The organism is Nitrospira sp. M1, from assembly GCF_965152605.1.
This window is the reverse complement of the sequence record NZ_OZ224217.1, coordinates 151,208-170,627: the sequence shown is the minus strand read 5'-3', so window position 1 is coordinate 170,627 and position 19,420 is coordinate 151,208. Positions and strand designations below refer to the sequence as shown.

The window sequence follows — 19,420 nt, the reverse complement described above, 5'->3', positions numbered from 1 at the left end:
ATAATTAGTTTCGAATCGGACCATGGTGGACCGAGAGCCATAATAACCATAACTTGAGGAGGAAGCGCATGGGTAAAAAGTTATCGATGATGTGTTTGACAACAGTACTGTCCCTGGGAGTCACTGGCCTTGCCTTTGGCAACCCGCCAAACAGTGGCCCGGGTTGCGGTCTAGGCCATTTGGCCTGGTCTGGTAGTAGTGCAAATCAGAATGCAATAGGAACTCAAGTGCTTATGGCAACAACCAATGGAACATTCGGAAGCCAAACATTCGGCATCAGTTCTGGAACCTCAGGATGCACCAATGACGGTACGATTGTCATGAAAGAAAAGGTCAACGTCTTTGCCGCTGTGAATTTTGAGAATCTTTCCCAAGAAATGGCGCAGGGACAAGGGGAGCACTTGGCTTCCATGGCCACGTTGATGGGCGTTCCAGAAGCTCACCATGCGGAATTCTTTGCCATGACTCAAGAAAAATACACCTCTCTGTTGAATAATGGTGAAACGACGCCAAAGGCCGTGGTAAAAGCCTTGCATGACTCAATGGTTGTCCACCCTGTCTTGGCTCAACTCTCAACTCGATAACACCTTCCGGGCCCTAGCCTACGTGCTGGGGCCCATTTCATTTTTTTTTACAATCAGCCTTGCTTCTCTATCTCTATCCCTATCTCCGGTCATTACACATGCGGCTGAGAACACGACATATATCCAGGAACTCCAACAACAGGCAATCGACAAGCATCTCTTCGACAAACGATACTGGCACTTACTTCTCCATTACAAACCTAACACCTTAGGCGGATACACAAGTGAAGTCGATGATCCTGGTTTTTTTATGGCTGAATCCGGGAAAACCGATCCCAAAGCCGAGCTACTAGCCACACTTCGTCAATTCTTCTCACGCGATCCTGTTGGGCGATCTCAACAACCTGCACAATGCGCCCTCAGGGGCCGTTACTTCTGGTTAAAAGAAAAACTACATTTCGACGACGAACGTCTTCATCCTTTACCATGCCTACGTTTTGCGTCATGGATCAACGAACTTAACCCTGACAATATATCGATTATTTTCCCCTCAGCATTCATGAACAATCCCGCCTCAATGTTTGGTCATACATTTTTACGAGTTGACCAAAAAGGCCAAACGGCACACACACGAATCCTGGCGTATACGATCAATTATGCGGCAGATGTACCACAACATGCAGGGATTGAATATGCTTGGAAGGGGATCTTTGGTGGATACAAGGGATTTTTTTCAACCATACCCTATTACATGAAGGTCAAAGAGTATCGAGATCTAGAAAACAGAGACATTTGGGAATATCGGCTAAATTTCTCACCAAAACAGATGCACCGACTCCTTTTGCATGCCTGGGAGATGGGAAACGCCTACTTTGATTATTTTTTCTTTAAAGAAAATTGCGCCTATCACATACTTTCATTACTTGAAATTGCAAATCCGGACATTCACCTTACAGACAATTTTCAATTTTGGACTATCCCGGCAGACACCATCAGACTCTTAATGAAACAAGAAGGTCTTGTTGAGGATATCGTGTATAGACCCGCGCACAACACTCAAATTAAAAGAAAGCAAGAGGCCTTACGAGACAATGAAATTGCGCTTTTTCATAAAGTTACATCCGACACGACTGTACGCACCCTACCAAACCTTGAAACACTCTCACCTACACGACAGGCATTCCTTTTAGATTTGACAGCAGACTATCTTCGTTATAGGAGTCGCACTGAACAGGACAACGTCAAAGACATCAAGGCTTTAACCCAAAAAGTATTAGTAAGGCGAAGCCTTTTAGGCATTCAATCACCGCAGTTTACGATTAAACCATTTACAACGTCCCCTGAACGTGGACATGAAACGTCCAGAGTCGGCATCGGATTTGGGTGGAGAGAAGACGAGTTATTCGAACAATTTTCCATCAGAGGGGCTTACCATGACCTCCTCGACCCTGATACAGGCTATACACGTGACGCACAGATTGAGCTCGTATCCTTGCGACTACGGCATTACGAAAAGCGAAATCAATTTCGACTCGAGCGTTTTACCTTTGCAAACGTTTTATCCTTGTCTCCAATAGACTCGCTATTTACACATCCATCATGGAAACTCAACCTGGGCATGGAAACGATCAAGACACGAGATTGCGATCTCTGCAGTAACGGCAATGTTAATGTTGGTATCGGAGGAGCATTCGAAACAGATGTCATTAACCGGGAAGTCTACTTTATGTTTGCTGAAGGTGATGCAAACATCAGTGGAGCATTTGACGATCACCACCGCATCGGACCTGGAGTGACAGGCGGGGTTGTGACGAATCTCACAGACAATTGGAAAGCCTTATTTTCAATAGGCTATTTTTACTATCCACTCGGTGAACAATCCGATGACTTCAGAGTCTCATTTGGGCAACGCTATACGCTCAGCCAAAATTGGGCACTACGCACAGAATTCAACCACCGCGATCATGACAATGAAGTCATGCTCAGGGTACAAGCCTTCTTTTAAACATGACACCACACCTTATCAACACGCCAAGCTTTGATTTGAATATCAACGTGAATGCATTTGACGATACGAACATCATAGTGAGAAACTCGACACAGAAAGATTCTTTTGGAAAAAGTTTTGACAATCGCTAAAATTGATACCCAATTCCCCCAACCACAGATTGCGACCGATAATCAACTGAGAACTTTTTCCAGTGATACTTCGCACGAATATATTTAAACTCCCCGAATAAAAATATCTTTTCACTCACATTCATGTGCAACCCGGCAAAGTACTGATGTCCGAAGGCGATGGCACTTTCTACGTTTTTATTCTTCCGTCCTTCCACTTTCGCATTAATCAACAGTCCGCTTGACGAACCAACTCCAACCCCGACATACGGCCTGATCTGCTTATGTGGATACCGGACAATAAGATTTACCATAGAATGGAGAGTCACGAGATCACTTGTTGACTCACCTTGGCGACCAATTGGTTGAACACGAATATCTCCTCCCGTTCCACCATATTCCAACTCAATACCGAGTATTCGCTTGGTTACATCATGGAATAGCCCAATTTTTACTCCCCCGCCCAATCCACCACCAATCGACGACTGCTGAACAGTTCGCCCATGTACCCGAATATCTTTATTCGAATCTAACGGCATGCTTCCTTGGGCATATCCCCCCAAATATATATCGATCTCATCCAGTGCCATAAGTTCATCTGTAGAACCAACAAGGATTACTGCCACCATCAGTAAGAGTATGCTTTTCATAAAGATGTTGGATGGAGGAGAAGAGTGATTGAGATCACGTTCACGCAATGGCAAAAAGACTCTTCCAGATAAGCCAACAAAAAAAGGTCCCACCGAAACTCACATTTCGGCGGGACCCTTTTTAACATGTCAGTGAAAGACTTCTGTAAGACAAACTATATTGCGGAGCTTAATTCCCTCGCGCAACCGTACATAGCTGCGTCCACACTCCCCACACAATATTTTTGTACTCATAGTTTATATAGACAAGTTTTGAAATACCGCCATCAGCCATGGCTGTTTCCACAGTATTATCGCCACTGGCAACAATTCCAAGAATTTGGTTACTACACGATTTCCCCGTTTTTGTTGCAGCCACTCCATTATCGAGAACTTGAGTTCCACCTTTCACATCAGAGTAAATGCCAGCAACCGCAAAAGCCGCACTAGGCTGATTCAGCCCACCAACTCCGCTACATGCTGTCAACATTAATGCATACGCTGCAACAAACAACAGGGCAAGTCCTCTTTTCATAAATCCCCCTTTGAAGTAATTAACAGATTACGAAACACGTCTTTACTCGTAACAACTACCGGAGATCACCCATCATGTCAAGAACTTTTTGGTAGACCATTCTTAGCGATCATTTTATCAAAAACATAAATTTAGCGGACATATTGAAGAGGTGACCTTCTATCGCCAGACTATGCTCAAAGAAACTAAACTGCAGATCTTGCGTGACCATATTCTTGAGAACAACACTGAGATTCTCGTGAATGCCACGAGCAACTCAACGTCAAAAAGTATCTCATACCTATCCTCTATCGAGTAATGCTTCTCTCTGTCTTAGAGTATGAACAAAAATACTCCAAAGAGAGTTGAGACGATTACTGATAATTGGGGTAGTCTTTTCGGAAGTCAGGATGGTAAGGACCGGCAGGAATGCCCACGCCCTTGGGATTCACCGCCATCGTATTGGCTTGGATTGCTAAGGGTCGGTAATCGACTGCACCGGCTGTGACTGCAGCATCCACCGCGGCGACAATAAGGGCAGCAATTGGATTTCCTCCTCCACCGGCACCACTCTGATGCACGGCCGTTCTCGTTTGCTCCCAGAGTACCGTGCCTGAACTCGTGTCGACCAATTTATAATGGACGGTCACTCTGACTGACGAACTAATGACAATATAGGACGTGACCCATTCTTTAATCGTGACATAGAGTATCGCATCGGCCCCAAATACGTCTTTGAATCGTTGAGGCGAGGCTTCGGCAAGGACTCCTTCATCGGACAATCCCAGGTCAATGAGCACATCCCGGGTGAGAAAAACCGGAAACACATAATAACCACGCTCGGCCAGCGGTCTCGTGACTGTCGTATCAAAGACAACAGGAGCTTCGACGGCCGTCGTCGTATTCGACGCCGGCACCACCACAATCGAACGTGGATGATGCTCAAAGAACTGTGAGTAATCAGGTTTTGGCGGAGGAGTGATGCAACCTTGCAGGCTTATCCCCACCAAGAACCCGGCCAACAAGATTCGGAATATCATGTTCCAGATTGACCTTGTATTCTGGAGATAAGCGAATCCATAAAGTACTTTGACTCAGGGTAGAGAACCGCTTCCTTGTTAAAATACACCACCGCTTCTTTGGCATTGCCCCGTTTAAATAACAGATAGCCATAGTCGGCATAGACACCGGGCGCCAGTCTCCCCTCCTTGGATTCAGCTTCTTCTATTGTCTCTTGAAGCAGAGTAAACGCTTCTAATTGACCTTCTTCGCTCGTATCCTCATATCGCAGCAATAAACTTTCTTCATACTCACCCCAATGAAAGAGTGAACTCGTGCAGCCCACAGAGGTTAAGACACAGAGAACTCCAATAATCATGAGAAGGACGCGTGGCATCATATTCTATGGAAGCTCGATAGTTTTCGTTGATCCGGTGCCAATAAAAACCTTGCGGTTAAAGACACTTGAACCACCGTTGGTGATTTCGACCGTATGCGTGCCAGGCGACAATGCCAGCAAGGCATCAGGAGTAAACTTTTCGCCCGTTCCCACAGAATTTCCATCGACAGAGATCAGGTCATCACCCGTCAGATTCGCAAAACGAATGAACCCTTGATCTTTTCCCTGATCCACATTGCTCGTTGACGTTTGATAGACAGGTCCTAACACAGGTGCGAGTAATCCACATCCAGAAAAGACCAGGCATCCCAACAGGATGACAATCCCATGTTTCAAGGGTCTATAGCTCATGACACTCTTCTCCATTAGAATTGAATAAGATGGTTCGTCGTTGGAGTAGGTCCCTCGACTATTGTACAGATTGACCCTTCGTTGGTTTCTGAATCGCCAAAAAATCCCACAATTTCCAGGAGACCTTCTTGTGTATGAGGAAGCTGCACATTGAATCCCGTCTGTGGACTTTTGAGCACCTTGCCAGGGACCATAACTTTTAATTGATCACCAACTTTTAAGCCTTGCCGTTCTCCACCAGAAATCATCACTTGCTCCCCTTCGACCGCAAGAATTCCACTTGTCCACGGCTTATCGTCAAGTTTGTTCAGAATTTTATCGAGAAGATTGGCCACCGATGCAGAAAGGGCTTTATCATTAAGGGTTGAATCGAAGGTGGCGCGATCGCCAAGGCCAAGAATAGTTTGAGAATCTAAAGACGCTTCGCCAGACCCATCTTCGCTAAAGAACACATGGCCTGCTCGAGGATCTACCAAGCGGACATTTACTTTTGAATGTGCCGCCTGTTTTCTGGATCGAGAAAATAGCGCAACATCTCCCGTATCTTTTCGACCATATTCAACAACAGATCCCAAGATCAGTGCATCCACACCTACGAGGTTTTTCTTGAATTCTTCAGATGTCAAACCAAGCAGTTCGCTTTCAGCTTCCAATTTATTCAAATCTGTGCGTTCCAGCACGATAAACTTGCCAGACTTCGTGAGTTCTGCCGCTAAGATATCCGATGCTTGTTTACCGATTCGGTCATAGTTTTTATCTGTAAACAGTCCGGCTCCATATTTGGTCTCATTCGTAAACCGCGCGATGGCGACCTTTCGTTTGAGCACTCGAGACTCCATGCCCCCGCCTTGCCCAGATGTCGTAGCGACAGAACTGTGAGATTGCGAACGGGGCGGATCGGGAAGAGTTTGGACGACCTCTCGTTCATCGATAGATGCGCAACCAAACACAATGGCTGTCGCAAAACAGATCGGGATGACTTTTTGCATAGTTCCCCCTCATAGTAAAACCTCATACGATAAAAACTGTGAATGCTGCAAGATAAATGAATGACGATGAATGAAATAGGAATCGAACTCACGCTCGCTCCAATCACCGTACTGGCAAAAGCAACTATTACAAGAATGGAATAAAAACACTCTCATGATTCCTGCAAATGACGAGGAAAGAATGCCTCAAAGGCTATTCTTCCATCAGCATACTTCACAAGTATCGTACAATCGAGGAATTAGGACAAGACCAAATCATATCTTGACATTCACAAAGCGATTTTTTATTCATTCGCCGCTAAGAAATTTCTCAAGATAACCACACGCGATCATATTACGATCAGCAGCGACTGAGTAAAAAGGCCATACTCACAGAGTCCAATTGACAGCCAGCATTGGCGATACAACGAAGTAGAGAGCCATGCAATTTGGTTAGATTTACGATGCTAGGACCGTATGCTAACCTAAGCCATCATTCGTATAACAACTAGTACCTAAGTGCGTTTAGAAATTCAAATCATACAGGGCAGCATCCTTGATGTCGCTGCTCAAGTCATTGTCAATGCCGCAAACAGCTATGGACTAATGGGTGGAGGAGTTGCTGGTGTGATCAGGCGTGCTGCTGGCCCTGAAGTTGAAACAGAAGCAATGCAACAGGCTCCCATCCCTGTGGGAAAGGCAATTCTGACTTCAGGAGGAAAGACCGCGTTTCAGGGAATTATCCATGCCCCCACGATGTCGGAACCGGCCATGCGAATCCCGGCCAAGAACGCAGCTCTCGCAACTCGCGCCGCATTGCAGTTAGCGGATCGCAAAGGATTTGCGTCGCTGGCCTTACCGGGAATGGGCACCGGAGTTGGAGGTGTTCCTCCTACAGATGCTGCAGAGCACATGATGAATGAAATGCTTTCTTTCTCGCCGCAATCTCTGGAAAGGGTTATGCTTGTCGACGTCGATGCCGCTATGGTTCAAGCATGGCGCAATCGAGTATCATAGAGTAACGTTACTCGTGAAGCGTATCTCGTCTCTCGTATTGCATAAATGCAAAGAGAGCTTCTCACGAGAGACGAGCAACGAACGACGTTTCACGAATTCGGCCTTTTGGACCTATCGCATAATGAGCTTAGAAGACGATTTCTGCGACATTATAAAAAAGTCCCGGCACGGGCAAGATTTGTCATTATCGGCAGTCACTCAACGCAGCTATCTGTCCCAGCACGACCTGGAAGCGCTTGAACAAGGCTCTCGACTGCCCACCAGCGATGAAGTCAACACGCTGTCACAAGTACTTAGCCTTCGCGCACAACCTTTATCCAGCATTGCGCTTGATGGTTGGACACCAAAGGCCGCTCCATCTTGGATATCGCAAGATGGACTCATCACAACGGTGTTAGGAGATATAGGCGGGTACGAGGTAAAGGGGTACTTACTGTCCGATCTCATGACGCGAGAATCATTGATGATTGATACGGGCTATAATCCCAAACAAATGCTTGAAACACTTCAGGTTCATCAACTGAACCTCAAAGGCGTCTGCCTGACACATGGTCATACCGATCATGCAGGGGGTCTTGAGGAAATACTGGAACGCTGGCCGGTTCCCGTGTATTTGGGGCAAGAAGATCTTGACCTTCTTTCTTGGAAGCCCCCTCAGTCACTCCTCACGTTTCCTCAAAATAGACAGAAGATTCCAATTGGCTCTCGCACGATTGAATGTCTCGCCACACCGGGGCATACACCTGGAGGCTTGTGCTTTCATCTCAACAATAACGGGCAATCGCTGTGCTTTGTTGGTGACACGCTTTTTGCTGGATCGGTTGGTCGGTCAAATCCATTTTCACTCTATCCAGTCCATTTAGCCTCCGTTAGAAATATTGTCCTTAGCCTTGAGAGCGATACCGTCCTGTTGCCTGGCCATGGACCATCGACAACGGTCCAAGAAGAACAGCAATTTAATCCATTCGCGTAACACTTAATCCATGATGCGAATCAGCCTCTTGCTGGTTCGTCAGAAACTCGATAACTGTGGACGAAAAATCGCCTAACCCTCAGAGGCCGGAACATAACCCACTTCATTCTTTATTGTCTCCTCCAGATAAGGATACGGAAGGATGTGAGCAGGAACCGTCCGATCCCTTGAGTCCCAATCGACTCTCAGACTCTCAATACCCCCAAGAATGGCAGGATGACAGTGCTTCGCACCCCCAGCCCATGGCCACGACATTTTCAATGTGGGTTCTCCCGACTATCCTGTTTCTGTTCACGATCTTGACAACACTCTGGGCTGGAGCGCTTCACCTCAATACCAAACCTGTCAGTGGAGCTTGGGATTTTCTCGTGAACTATCCAGGCTCGCTCATTCGCGGGCTCCCTTTTGCCGGTACACTTCTGGGGATTTTAGTTACCCATGAATTAGGACATTATGTCCTTTCGCGTATTCATCGAGTACCAGCCTCTCTTCCGTTGTTCATTCCAGGTCCTCCACATTTCATCGGGACCTTTGGAGCCGTCATTCGAATGAAATCTCCAATTATGCAAAAACGCGCTTTGTTTGATATTGGCGTAGCCGGCCCGATTACCGGTTTTATCGCCGCCGTATTTGCATTAATTATTGGGCTATCTCTTTCAGAAGTCGTCCCACGCCATCAAACGTTTGGACTCCAATTGGGCGAACCCCTCTTCTTGCAATTTGTAGCGTGGATCATATTTGGCCCCATTCCTGAAACCCACGATATTGTCCTTCATCCGATAGGTTTTGCGGCCTGGTTTGGATTTTTTGTGACCGCGTTAAACCTCATTCCAATAGGACAGCTCGATGGCGGTCACGTCGCCTATGCTGTCTTTGGTCAACGACAACGAACACTAGCCCTTCTTGCCGTTCCCATCTTGGTGTTTCTCGGGTTAATTGGCTGGCCTGGGTGGATATTATGGGCCTGCCTTGCAGGACTCGTTGGGCTGTCTCACCCGCCGGTTATTGATCCGAAATCAAGCTTAGGCACAACACGAATATGGGTTGCCTGGAGTGCCTTGGCAATCTTTCTCCTCTCCTTCTCCCCTGTTCCTTTTTATTTTTAATGTGAGCGAATCCAATCGAGTCTCATTGCTTGCATCACGGTTGTTGGTTGCAGCAAGCAGGGACGCGCAGACAGTTATAGCGAAACCAAATAACTTCCGCTCGTTGAAACATGGTACCGCGCGGAGTACGTGGTATTCTCCTGATTGGAACTTATTTGGATTTGCTATAGTGTCCCATTTGATCCGTAAAAAAGCCTTTTGAGGCTAATCAAAACAATTCCTCACTCGAAAAACAGTCGTGTCATGGTATAATGCGGACTGTTTTATTTATCTGGGGAAAATCGAACGATGCATAAGCATGACCCGCATCTTGAGTCCTATATTAAAAGTTCCCGACCTCAGTACGAAAACCTCCTTGCACAGATGGTCGAAATTCCGTCCATTAGTTCCGATCCTGCCCATGCACCCGATATTCGGAAAATGGGTATGGAAGCAACACGTATTCTAAAAAGTTTTGGAGCCGAAGCTAGAATGGTGGAAACCTCCGGGTATCCCGCTGTATCTGGTGGGTGGTTTGTGGGAAACCACTATCCCACCGTCACGATTTATAATCACTTGGACGTGCAACCGGCAAATGAACCTGAATGGCGTCACTCCCCCTTTACCTTTCAAAAAGAGTCAGATCGCTATCGAGGCCGAGGCACCACCGATGATAAAGGACCCGCACTCGCCGCACTTTTTGCCGCACGCTATGCGATTGAAGAGAAGCTTCACCTCAATATCCGGTTTTTGTGGGAATTGGAGGAAGAGATTGGAAGTCCGAATTTTGCTGAAATATTGCGACAGCAGGCGCTCGTCCCCCGTTCAGACTCGGTCTTAGTGTCCGATACTATCTGGATCGCCAAGCAGCGCCCAGCGATTCCCTGCGGCCTTCGTGGCCTTCTTTCAGCCCGCATGACCTTACAAACCGGTACGACCGACGTCCATTCCGGATTAACAGGGGGAGGCGCCCGCAATCCTCTTGCTGAATTATGTGAAGTGGCCAACGCCTGCGTCGATGCGAAGTCAGGAGACGTGAAGATCCCAGGATTTTATGACAAGGTCGTGAAGCCAACCCAAGAAGAGCTCAAGGAATTTCTTGCCTCAGGATTTCTCGTCAATCGATTCAAGCAAGCGTATCAACTGCGTTCACTTCGCACCGATAATCGAACAGAGTTGTTGAAGCGAATTTGGGCAGCTCCCACGTTTGAAATTCACGGATTAACCGGCGGACATATCGGACCGGGCGTAAAGACCATTGTGCCCGCATCAGGAGAGCTCAAAGTCAGCATGCGATTGGTTCCCAATCAACGCCCAGACAAAATTCTTACACTTCTGAGGCGTCATGTGAAAAGCATTAATCCGAATGTTCGGATTATCAGTGATGGAAAATTAGAACCGTTTCGAGGCCTCTCGACGGGGCCGTATGCCGAGGCACTTCGCCGTTCTGTCCAGGCTGGATTTGACAGAGCTCCGGTCATGGTCAGAGAAGGTGGGTCTATCGGAGCTATTGACCATCTAGACCGAACATGGAATGTCCCAATTCTGTTTATGGGATTAAGTCTTCCTGAACATGGGTACCATGCACCCAATGAGTACTTTGATTGGGGGCAAGCCTCTGGCGGCATACGAACGTTTGTTCATTACTTTCGCGAACTCTCCCAAATGGGACGGCAATCCGTGATGAAGAAAAAGCCGAAGCGATCAGCACGGTAAAGGCGTAGCCACGCTGCATGATCAATAGATAACAGTGACGCTTCAGAAGTCTTACAATACTCCTTTCTTTCTCCCTATTACCTTTTCACCCTTTTCGAACGTGTGCGTGTGGGCTTTGGTCTGTCTGCTGGTTTGAGTTTGCTTTTCGGCTTGGGCTTAAGCTTATAACTTGGCGTGGGCTTCAACTGAGGTGGTGGTGGTGGGTTTTTGTTACGAACCAGAACCTTGATGGGAGTACCAATAAAGCCAAAGACATCGCGAAGTGCATTTTCAAGATATCGCTGGTAGGTAGCATTCACATCTCCAGAATGCCGCACAAAGAGCGCAAAAGTTGGAGGTCTGGTCGCGACTTGTGTGATATAAACGGACTTTACCGGATTCCCTGCTCGAAGCGGGAGAGGATTTTTCTCTAACGTACGTTGCAAAAACTGATTCAACTGTCCAGTCGGAATTCGCTTTGCAAACTCAGACATCACCGTATTGACTTTTGGAAAGACCTGCGCAATGGTCTCTGGGTTCAATGCCGACGCAAAGACGACCGGCACAAAACCAAAAAATGGGAATCTCCGCTGTAATTCTTGCTCATACCGCATTTGCGCTTCTGGGTCTTGCGTCCGTAAATCCCATTTATTGACCATGAGCACACACCCGCGCCCCTGTCGCTGAATCAGGCCTGCGATCTTTGAATCTTGCTCGGTCACCCCTTCGACTCCATCTAATAACAGAATCGCAACATCAGAACGCCCGAGAGCACGCATGGCACGAACCACACTATATCCCTCAACTCCTCGGTCTATTCGTCCGCGCCGTCGGATACCTGCGGTATCGGTCAGAATATAAGACGAGCCCCGATACGAAACCTCTGTATCAACTGGATCTCTGGTTGTGCCAGGCTGATTGCTCACAACCAACCGGTCTTCACCAAGAATCAAATTAACAAACGTTGACTTGCCAACATTCGGTCGGCCCACCACCGCAACTTTTGGAATATTCCGAGAACTTTCCTCTTCATCCCCTTTAGGAAAGTATGGGAGCATAGCCTCGAGTAACTCATCTACCCCAATCCCATGCTCTGCTGAAATTGGAAAAACTTCCGTAAGTCCAAGTTTATAAAAGTCTGCGAGTAGCGGTTCTGACTTATGTGTATCAACCTTATTGACAGCCCAAAACACTGGCGTTTGAATACCTCGAACCAATGAAGCAATTTCTTCGTCAAGCGGAGTTAAACCGCTCCGTCCGTCCATCGCCAAAATCAAGACGTCGGCTTCGGCAATAGCCATTTCAGATTGTTGTTTGATTTGTGACAGCATGCCCTCAGAAGCTGATGGATCCAAGCCTCCGGTATCGATAAGCTGAAACACTCGTCCTTGATAGGCACAAGGTGCGGCATTACGGTCTCGCGTGACACCAGGTCGATCATCGACGATTGCTTTTCGCGAGCCAACAATTCGATTAAATAATGTGGATTTTCCAACATTAGGACGCCCAATGATGACGACTTGCGGCAATACCGGTCCAGTCGATTCCACGATTGCAGGCAGTGGAAGATTCTCACCTTTTTCGACTGTTTTCTTTTTACGCCGCGAAGGCATTGAATGAAATTTTCTCATAACCATCACCATACAGAACGCCCCATGCAGACACGTCATTTCCGTCTAGAGCAATCGACACTATCACAGTAAAAATTTCTGAACAATCACGATGCATGAATGGCCAGGATCGCCAGCTACAAACACCTAATTGTATCTGGCTGTATGGCGAAAAAGCCTGATACGCCTATAGCCGTTCCAGTTTTGCCGAGTCTACATGTCGTCCCGTTGAATGCTGATTGACCCTTCGTGATTGAACCGTCAATCGTCTGCAGGTCATCCAGGCGGGCATAACCTTCCTTAATGTTCACGTTGCACCGCGTTGGGTTATAGCGAAACCAAGTAACTTCCAGCCGAATGTACATCTTGTACACAGCGCAAAAACACACGTCGTACAGACGGAAGTATATTGGAACGGCTATAGTTGTATTTTCGTGTTTGGAAGTTATTTGGTTTCGCTATAGTCAACGAAGTCTCGTATATGTTCTTGTCTCTATCTTACAGCACCCTCAAAGCGAAGATGAGAGATACCAGCGAGTCATGACGCTCAATTCATCGAAGGTGGGTAGTGTGGCAGGGGAATGCCTAACTATGTAAATGCTTCATGGCTGCTGCGCAAAGGATGATAAATACCCCCATCCACAGCGTTCCCCGTTGGAATGGGACTGGCTCATACACCATCTCTTCTTTTTCTTCAGACGTTTCTTCTCCTGTCGGTTCATTCTTAAAGATCACGGTATAGAGAAATATCGTTAAAACCCCTAACACTAAACTCAGTTTGATAAAAAAGATCGTGAGATATTTGGCGTTATGTGATATGCCATCGCCCGTCATAAGCTCCATGGCTTTACTCACATAATGAAGATTCAGCCCACCTGTGAACAACGCCACAACAAGAATGACGCCCACAACTCGCTTGTACTGTAGGTAAAATGTTTCGGTAATTGGTCGAATATATTCTTTCGGTACAGATGTTCGGAGTCCTGGCGTAACGGCCATAACCAAAAAGGCCAGTCCACCTATCCAGACGACGGCAGAAAGTAAATGCAGCCAATGGACAAGAATAGGAATAACTTGATTGAGGTCTGTAAAGACCGCTTGAAGAGCTTCCATAGAACTATATTTCTTGATAATAACGAATTAAATTTTTATTAGCTGACCAACTTGCCTGACACAGATCGATACAATGGCCGGATTTTTGAGGTCGGATACAACAACACAGGATGGTTGCCGCTCAATCAAAACTTAAACACTGGCGTTTCATTTCCGAACCGCTTTTTTCGAAGTTCTTCCATGAGTTCAATCGTTACGACTGACAGATTTCGTTCGACCGCTTGGCGTTCAACGCCTTTCTTGACCATGGCACGTAAAAAATAGGGGATACGATTCAGTCGAGTCTCCGCAGCGTCGTCCCACACAACAGACGTGGTCTCAGGAACATTAAAGGCGACTTCAACTTTATCCCCACCTTTTGGTGTATAGAGGCACCATTCATCTTCATCAAGCCAATCCCCGTGATCAACATAGGGCCTTGCCCGACATCCTCCACAAATTTCACTGTACTCACAGTCGCCACACTTGCCTTTAAGATGTGGGTAGCGAAACGAATCAAAAATATCTGATCGTTCCCACAAGTCCACAAAGCTCTTCTCACGAATATTTCCAGCAGAAAGCGGCATGTAGGGACAGGGTGTGAGATCCCCATTTGGCGTGACTCTCGCATAATTCGTCCCAGCCAAACAGCCGCCCCCCATATACCCCTGAGCTTTGGTAATAGGTGAATTAGGATCTTTTTCGTACGCCAACCGCTTAAAGTGTGGGGCACAGCGAGCCCGGACTAGCATGTCGTTATACTTGTCTTGGCAGTCAACCAGATAGCCAAGGACTTCTTCATATTGAGAGGATGTGATATCAGAGAGTTCCTCCCCGCGGCCGGTACAGACCATGAAGAAGACATTGAGGACTTTGGCTCCAAGATCATGCGCCCAATCAATGACCTCTGGTAATTCCTGATAATTCATAGGTTGGGCACTAAAATGTATCTGGAATTGAAGGCCATTACGCTTACAGGCTTCAATGCCAGCAAGTGCGCCTTCCCAGGCCTTTGCAAGACCGCGAAACGCATTGTGTTTCTCTGGGTCGAGTGAATCAATACTGATCCCCACACCCATCACACCAATGTCGACCAGCTCTTTCGCCATCCGATCATCAATGAGCATCCCATTTGTTCCAAACACCACCATAAACCCTGTTTTGACCGCATGCCTAGCGATGTCCAGGATATCTGGACGGACTAAGGGTTCACCTCCTGTAATGACCAGAAGACAGCCACGATTGACCTCGGCAATTTGATCAATGAGCACATAGCATTCTTCAGTGGTCAGCTCATCATTGCCTCCACCGAGCTTAGTTGTGGCGTCGAGATAGCAATGATCACACTTTAAATTGCATCGCTTGGTGAGATTGAGCGCAACCAGGTAGGGCTTAAAATCATCAACCGTTCGGCCATCATATGGATTATCTGATCCCCCGGTCACTGGCGAATCAAACTTCATCACATTGGAAGGAAATGCCGATTGACTGACTAGATTGCCTTGCGAATTAAGTACAGGAAGAGACTTACCCATGTTGGCCAGCTCCTGAGGGAGCTTCTGATTTCTCTCCTGAACCAGTCAAGTTTGCAATAATATCTTTGACATTTCCAGTCTTCATCGCTTCTTCCATTGTATGCTTCGCCTGTTCAATACCTTCATTGGCAACATCAATGGTGATGACTGTCGTGCCCAGCTTTTCAGCATGTTTGATAATCAAAGCCTTTGTGCAGTCTCGCATGAAGCCAGCCGGAGCCCGCTCTAACCGCTCGGTGGCTGCCGGCTCCCATGTGTAAGGAGAGGGTTCCGCATCTTGACCATCAGTTCCATTTGACTTCATAGTGGGTTCCCCATTTGAAGGTGCCTTATTGGCAAAAATTGGCGTGTAGTCTTCTGCAGCTGCTTCTTCAATTGTCGGCGACGCGTACTCCAAGGTAATCGTCGTCATCCCCAACTTTCTTGCTGATTTTTCAATCCTTGCTTTTGCTCGCCTCCGTTGAAATCCAGCCGGAACAGCACGAATGGCCTCCTTGGCGTCCTTAGTCCACTGCATCGGTACGTCATCATACGCAAGATGTGTTTCAAGCTCGCCTTCCGCTTTTGCTGCAGCATCAAAGATAGCTTTATCAACCTCTTTAAACTGCGCACCATCTGCTGCACAGACTGGACATTTCACAGGTGCGGGATCGCCCTTCCCTATATATCCACACCCATTACACACATAATAAGCACGAGACATTCGATCAAGATATGACTGATTCGCCGCACTTACGCCAGGATTGATAGACGGTTTTTCCTCAACAATTTGAGTCATCATCCCGCTGAGCGACGAACCCATCAGATCATTAGCCACTGAATCATCAGCCTGCATCGTATCGCGGTCAATCCCCGCGGCATCCAGGTTTCCTCCCAGCGCTCTCATAGCATCCATAGCGCCCTTGGGAAGAATATCACCAATGGCTGCATCGATCACAGAATCGCTGATGATCGTATGTCCTTTTTCAATGGCATACCGATGAATAGCAGTCTTTGCAACACCTCTGGCAAAAACAGGAATTTTCTCCATCCGCTTTAGGGCTTCTTCTGTCCAAGCAATAGTATACTCAGCTTGCGTGTCAATCGGTGGTACAAATTTTTGATTTGAGATTAGGACATTACACGGCGCTGCTCGAAGAAGATTCTCTGCGTTGCTTCCAATGTCCATATCATCATCACTGTGGACGCCAATGCGCCCAACAATAAGCAGCCACGGTTGTTCTTTTCGAACATATTGAATGACCTTCTCAAAGGCCTTGCCATCCAACAGGGTAGTTTTGATATCGGCACCCTCGTCTTGAGCAACATCACGAGACACGTCAAGATGAGACTGGTAAATCTTGGCCAATCCACTATCGATGACCTCTTCATGTAACTTTTCCTGCTCCTTGAACCGAAAAACCTTTCCAGCTTCCTCATTTAACACACCGGAAATACTATGGAATGCAGCATAATGAAAGTATGGATCAAAAGCGGATATGGCTTCGACAGGCTTATTTAACGCTTTCCCAAGGGCTAAAGCCGTTTTAAGGCCGCCGAAGGAATAATGGCTACCATCGACAGCCACGACAATCTTACCTTCTTGCGTATCTTTGAGATCTTTAATGATCAGCATATCGGAGTTTCGCACACGTCGTACGACTCGTTCCGTATTGCTTCCCACGACCGAATCTTTGACAGCTCCAACACCCAGTGCACCCATAATGGTTAAGTCGTATCCGTTCGTGCCAATGTCTTCGGCTAACACTTTCCAGTTTCGACCTTCAAGCGATCGACGTTCAAGCGGAATATTGGCTTCTGTGCACTGTTGATCGACATAATCAAGATATGAGTCCGTGATGATTTGCAGACCTCGAGTAATCAGTGAATCATGAATTTGCCGCTGACGGTCGAGTTCTTTTTCATCGTGGTATTCTTCAGGAAGACCTGCCTCCATTTGCTTAAAACGCTTATCATGCATTTTGGCAGCATACACATGGCTTCCAACAATCTTGGAGCCAAACGTCTTTGCTAATGCCACACCCAGATCCACCGCCTTATTGGAATGGTCTGAATTATCAACAGGAATGTATATTGTTTTGTACATCTAAACAGCCTCCTTAAAACTTCTCTCACGACCAGCGAGTGCGCACAGAATAACTACCCTCTTCAAGCCTAGAAAGAAGAGCGATCTTGACCTGACTGTGACGAGGGTTCATATGGAGATGACGCGTGATCTTAACACCCGATATTTAGGTAATGCAACTCAATGATAACGCTGAAGAAGCTCTTTTCTGATCGTGATTTTAGCTACCATCTCCTGACTCAATCAGAGAGTTACCAATACGTATTTAAACGTATTTTAGGAGAAGGCAATTACCATCAGCATCTCAGTAATTTCACATAAACAATTAGCAGGAGAGACATTCAGATTCATGATTAGGATTTCGAGTCATTTCAATTTACCCAAATACTGCCAAAATGGGAATTCTCCCTTATCATTACCTCAGCAATCTTACATACTCCGTCTTTCAATCTTCGCTGGGAATGCACTCAAAAAACCCTGGTATGGCTTGCAGTTAAAACAAAAAGATTAAATTTGTTATTGACATGTAGGGGTACTTCTTTATTAAAGTGTAAGTCTTGCCCGCCGATTATCCATCACACAGGGACCCTATATCATGGACTTTTCGTTAGGTCCATATTGTCCCTAAACCAAATAGAGGATACTATTTAATGAGACGATCCAACTTTCTCTTTACGTCAGAGTCCGTGACAGAAGGCCATCCAGACAAGATTGCTGATCAGATATCTGATGGAATCTTAGATGCCATCATCAAAAAAGATAAAAATTGTCGAGTGGCCTGCGAAACTATTCTGACGACTGGCTTGGCTTTTGTCGCTGGTGAAATCTCAACCAAAGCATACGTTGAAATTCCTGACATAATAAGGGAAACGATCAGAGGAGTAGGGTATTCAGATGCCACGTGGGGATTCGACCACCGAACCTGTTCGGTGTTAACGGCCATCGATGCTCAATCCGGAGACATCGCGATGGGAGTTGATACCGGAGGCGCTGGAGACCAGGGCCTGATGTTCGGCTATGCCTCTAACGAAACAGCCGAACTTATGCCAATGCCGATCGTCCTTGCCCATAAGCTGACTCGACGCCTGGCGGAAGTTCGAAAGAAAAATATCTTGCCCTGGGTCCGACCAGACGGAAAAGCCCAAGTGACCGTGGAATATAAAAATGGAAAACCTGTGAGAATTGACACCATTGTCGTCTCAACTCAACATAGCGATTCCGTCACATCTAAAAAAATCGAAAAAGATATCATGGACAAGGTGATCACTCCCGTGATGCCCAAGAAACTGTATAATCCCAAAACCGTGAAATTCCATATCAACCCCACTGGACGATTCGTCACAGGCGGGCCCATGGGCGATACCGGACTCACGGGTAGAAAAATTATTGTGGACACATACGGCGGCGTCGGTAGCCACGGTGGCGGAGCGTTTTCTGGCAAAGACCCCAGCAAAGTTGACCGTTCAGCCTCCTACATGGCTCGCTATATTGCCAAAAATATTATTGCGGCAAAGCTTGCTGATAAATGCGAAGTTCAGCTGGCATATGCCATTGGCGTCCCAAACCCCGTTTCGGTACTCGTCGATACAAAAGGCACCGAAAAAACCGCAGCGGAACGCATTGAGAAGCTCGTCCGCAAACATTTCCCGTTAAATCCTCGAGGCATTATTGAACACCTGAAATTACGGCGCCCTATTTACAAGCAAACAGCGGCGTATGGTCATTTTGGCCGCAACGAACCAGGATTTACGTGGGAAAAAACGGACAAAGCCACCATACTTCGGCGCGAAGCCGGCATATAACCACAGCCACGAATGCATCGCGAGACAGGACAGAGCATTGATT

The 19,420-nt window shown here is 46.8% G+C and carries 17 protein-coding genes; 7 read left to right on the top strand and 10 right to left on the bottom strand.

The window, feature by feature from the left end; genetic code table 11:
- Nucleotides 1-68: 68 nt before the first annotated feature.
- Together ACWHX8_RS00810 and ACWHX8_RS00805 are read left to right on the top strand one after the other, a co-directional pair.
- On the top strand, nt 69-584 hold the full coding sequence (locus ACWHX8_RS00810; protein WP_447970076.1) for a DUF3015 domain-containing protein: 516 nt from the start codon (nt 69-71) through the stop codon (nt 582-584).
- Nucleotides 535-2,529: an Lnb N-terminal periplasmic domain-containing protein gene (locus ACWHX8_RS00805; RefSeq protein WP_447970075.1), complete on the top strand. Its 1,995-nt coding sequence runs from the start codon at nt 535-537 to the stop codon at nt 2,527-2,529. The genes ACWHX8_RS00810 and ACWHX8_RS00805 overlap by 50 nt, the downstream gene beginning before the upstream one ends.
- Before the next feature lie 130 nt (nt 2,530-2,659).
- Here ACWHX8_RS00805 and ACWHX8_RS00800 read toward each other — a convergent pair whose 3' ends face one another.
- The 6 genes from ACWHX8_RS00800 to ACWHX8_RS00775 form a co-directional block, all read right to left on the bottom strand.
- Nucleotides 2,660-3,385, bottom strand: a complete 726-nt coding sequence (locus ACWHX8_RS00800) for an outer membrane beta-barrel protein (RefSeq protein ID WP_447970074.1) — start codon at nt 3,383-3,385, stop codon at nt 2,660-2,662.
- 76 nt (nt 3,386-3,461) lie between these two features.
- A complete protein-coding gene (locus ACWHX8_RS00795; protein WP_447970073.1) occupies nt 3,462-3,806 on the bottom strand; it encodes a TRL domain-containing protein in 345 nt (114 codons plus the stop codon).
- 353 nt (nt 3,807-4,159) lie between these two features.
- Complete coding sequence (locus tag ACWHX8_RS00790) at nt 4,160-4,825, bottom strand: GNA1162 family protein (protein ID WP_447970072.1); 666 nt, start codon at nt 4,823-4,825, stop codon at nt 4,160-4,162.
- Entirely contained in the window at nt 4,822-5,184 is a 363-nt protein-coding gene (locus ACWHX8_RS00785; RefSeq protein ID WP_447970071.1) for a DUF4810 domain-containing protein, read from the bottom strand. The genes ACWHX8_RS00790 and ACWHX8_RS00785 overlap by 4 nt, the downstream gene beginning before the upstream one ends.
- A gap of 3 nt (nt 5,185-5,187) precedes the next feature.
- Entirely contained in the window at nt 5,188-5,535 is a 348-nt protein-coding gene (locus ACWHX8_RS00780) for a hypothetical protein (protein ID WP_447970070.1), read from the bottom strand.
- Between the two features lie 14 nt (nt 5,536-5,549).
- Entirely contained in the window at nt 5,550-6,524 is a 975-nt protein-coding gene (locus ACWHX8_RS00775) for a CsgG/HfaB family protein (RefSeq protein ID WP_447970069.1), read from the bottom strand.
- A gap of 498 nt (nt 6,525-7,022) precedes the next feature.
- Here ACWHX8_RS00775 and ACWHX8_RS00770 point away from each other — a divergent pair, with 498 nt between their 5' ends.
- From ACWHX8_RS00770 to ACWHX8_RS00755, 4 genes are all read left to right on the top strand, one after another.
- Complete coding sequence (locus ACWHX8_RS00770; RefSeq protein WP_447970068.1) at nt 7,023-7,520, top strand: macro domain-containing protein; 498 nt, start codon at nt 7,023-7,025, stop codon at nt 7,518-7,520.
- Between the two features lie 121 nt (nt 7,521-7,641).
- A complete protein-coding gene (locus ACWHX8_RS00765) occupies nt 7,642-8,493 on the top strand; it encodes an MBL fold metallo-hydrolase (protein ID WP_447970067.1) in 852 nt (283 codons plus the stop codon).
- Nucleotides 8,494-8,549: 56 nt separating this feature from the next.
- Complete coding sequence (locus tag ACWHX8_RS00760) at nt 8,550-9,599, top strand: site-2 protease family protein (RefSeq protein WP_447970066.1); 1,050 nt, start codon at nt 8,550-8,552, stop codon at nt 9,597-9,599.
- Nucleotides 9,600-9,887: 288 nt separating this feature from the next.
- A complete protein-coding gene (locus ACWHX8_RS00755; protein ID WP_447970065.1) occupies nt 9,888-11,294 on the top strand; it encodes a M20/M25/M40 family metallo-hydrolase in 1,407 nt (468 codons plus the stop codon).
- Between the two features lie 77 nt (nt 11,295-11,371).
- Here the strand turns inward: ACWHX8_RS00755 and der are convergent, their stop codons facing one another.
- The 4 genes from der to ACWHX8_RS00735 form a co-directional block, all read right to left on the bottom strand.
- Nucleotides 11,372-12,904: a ribosome biogenesis GTPase Der gene (gene der, locus ACWHX8_RS00750; protein WP_447970064.1), complete on the bottom strand. Its 1,533-nt coding sequence runs from the start codon at nt 12,902-12,904 to the stop codon at nt 11,372-11,374.
- A 564-nt stretch (nt 12,905-13,468) separates the two neighbouring features.
- The gene (locus tag ACWHX8_RS00745) at nt 13,469-13,996 is read right to left on the bottom strand and encodes a hypothetical protein (RefSeq protein ID WP_447970063.1); all 528 of its coding nucleotides are present in this window, start codon (nt 13,994-13,996) and stop codon (nt 13,469-13,471) included.
- A 125-nt stretch (nt 13,997-14,121) separates the two neighbouring features.
- Entirely contained in the window at nt 14,122-15,510 is a 1,389-nt protein-coding gene (locus tag ACWHX8_RS00740) for a radical SAM protein (protein ID WP_447970062.1), read from the bottom strand.
- Entirely contained in the window at nt 15,503-17,596 is a 2,094-nt protein-coding gene (locus ACWHX8_RS00735; protein WP_447970061.1) for a universal stress protein, read from the bottom strand. Before ACWHX8_RS00735 ends, ACWHX8_RS00740 begins: the two co-directional genes overlap by 8 nt.
- Before the next feature lie 629 nt (nt 17,597-18,225).
- Between ACWHX8_RS00735 and metK the strand changes: the two genes are divergently transcribed.
- Nucleotides 18,226-19,377 carry a methionine adenosyltransferase gene (gene metK / locus ACWHX8_RS00730; protein ID WP_447970060.1) on the top strand — a complete coding sequence of 384 codons (1,152 nt, stop codon included), beginning with the start codon at nt 18,226-18,228 and terminating at the stop codon, nt 19,375-19,377.
- Nucleotides 19,378-19,420 lie beyond the last annotated feature (43 nt).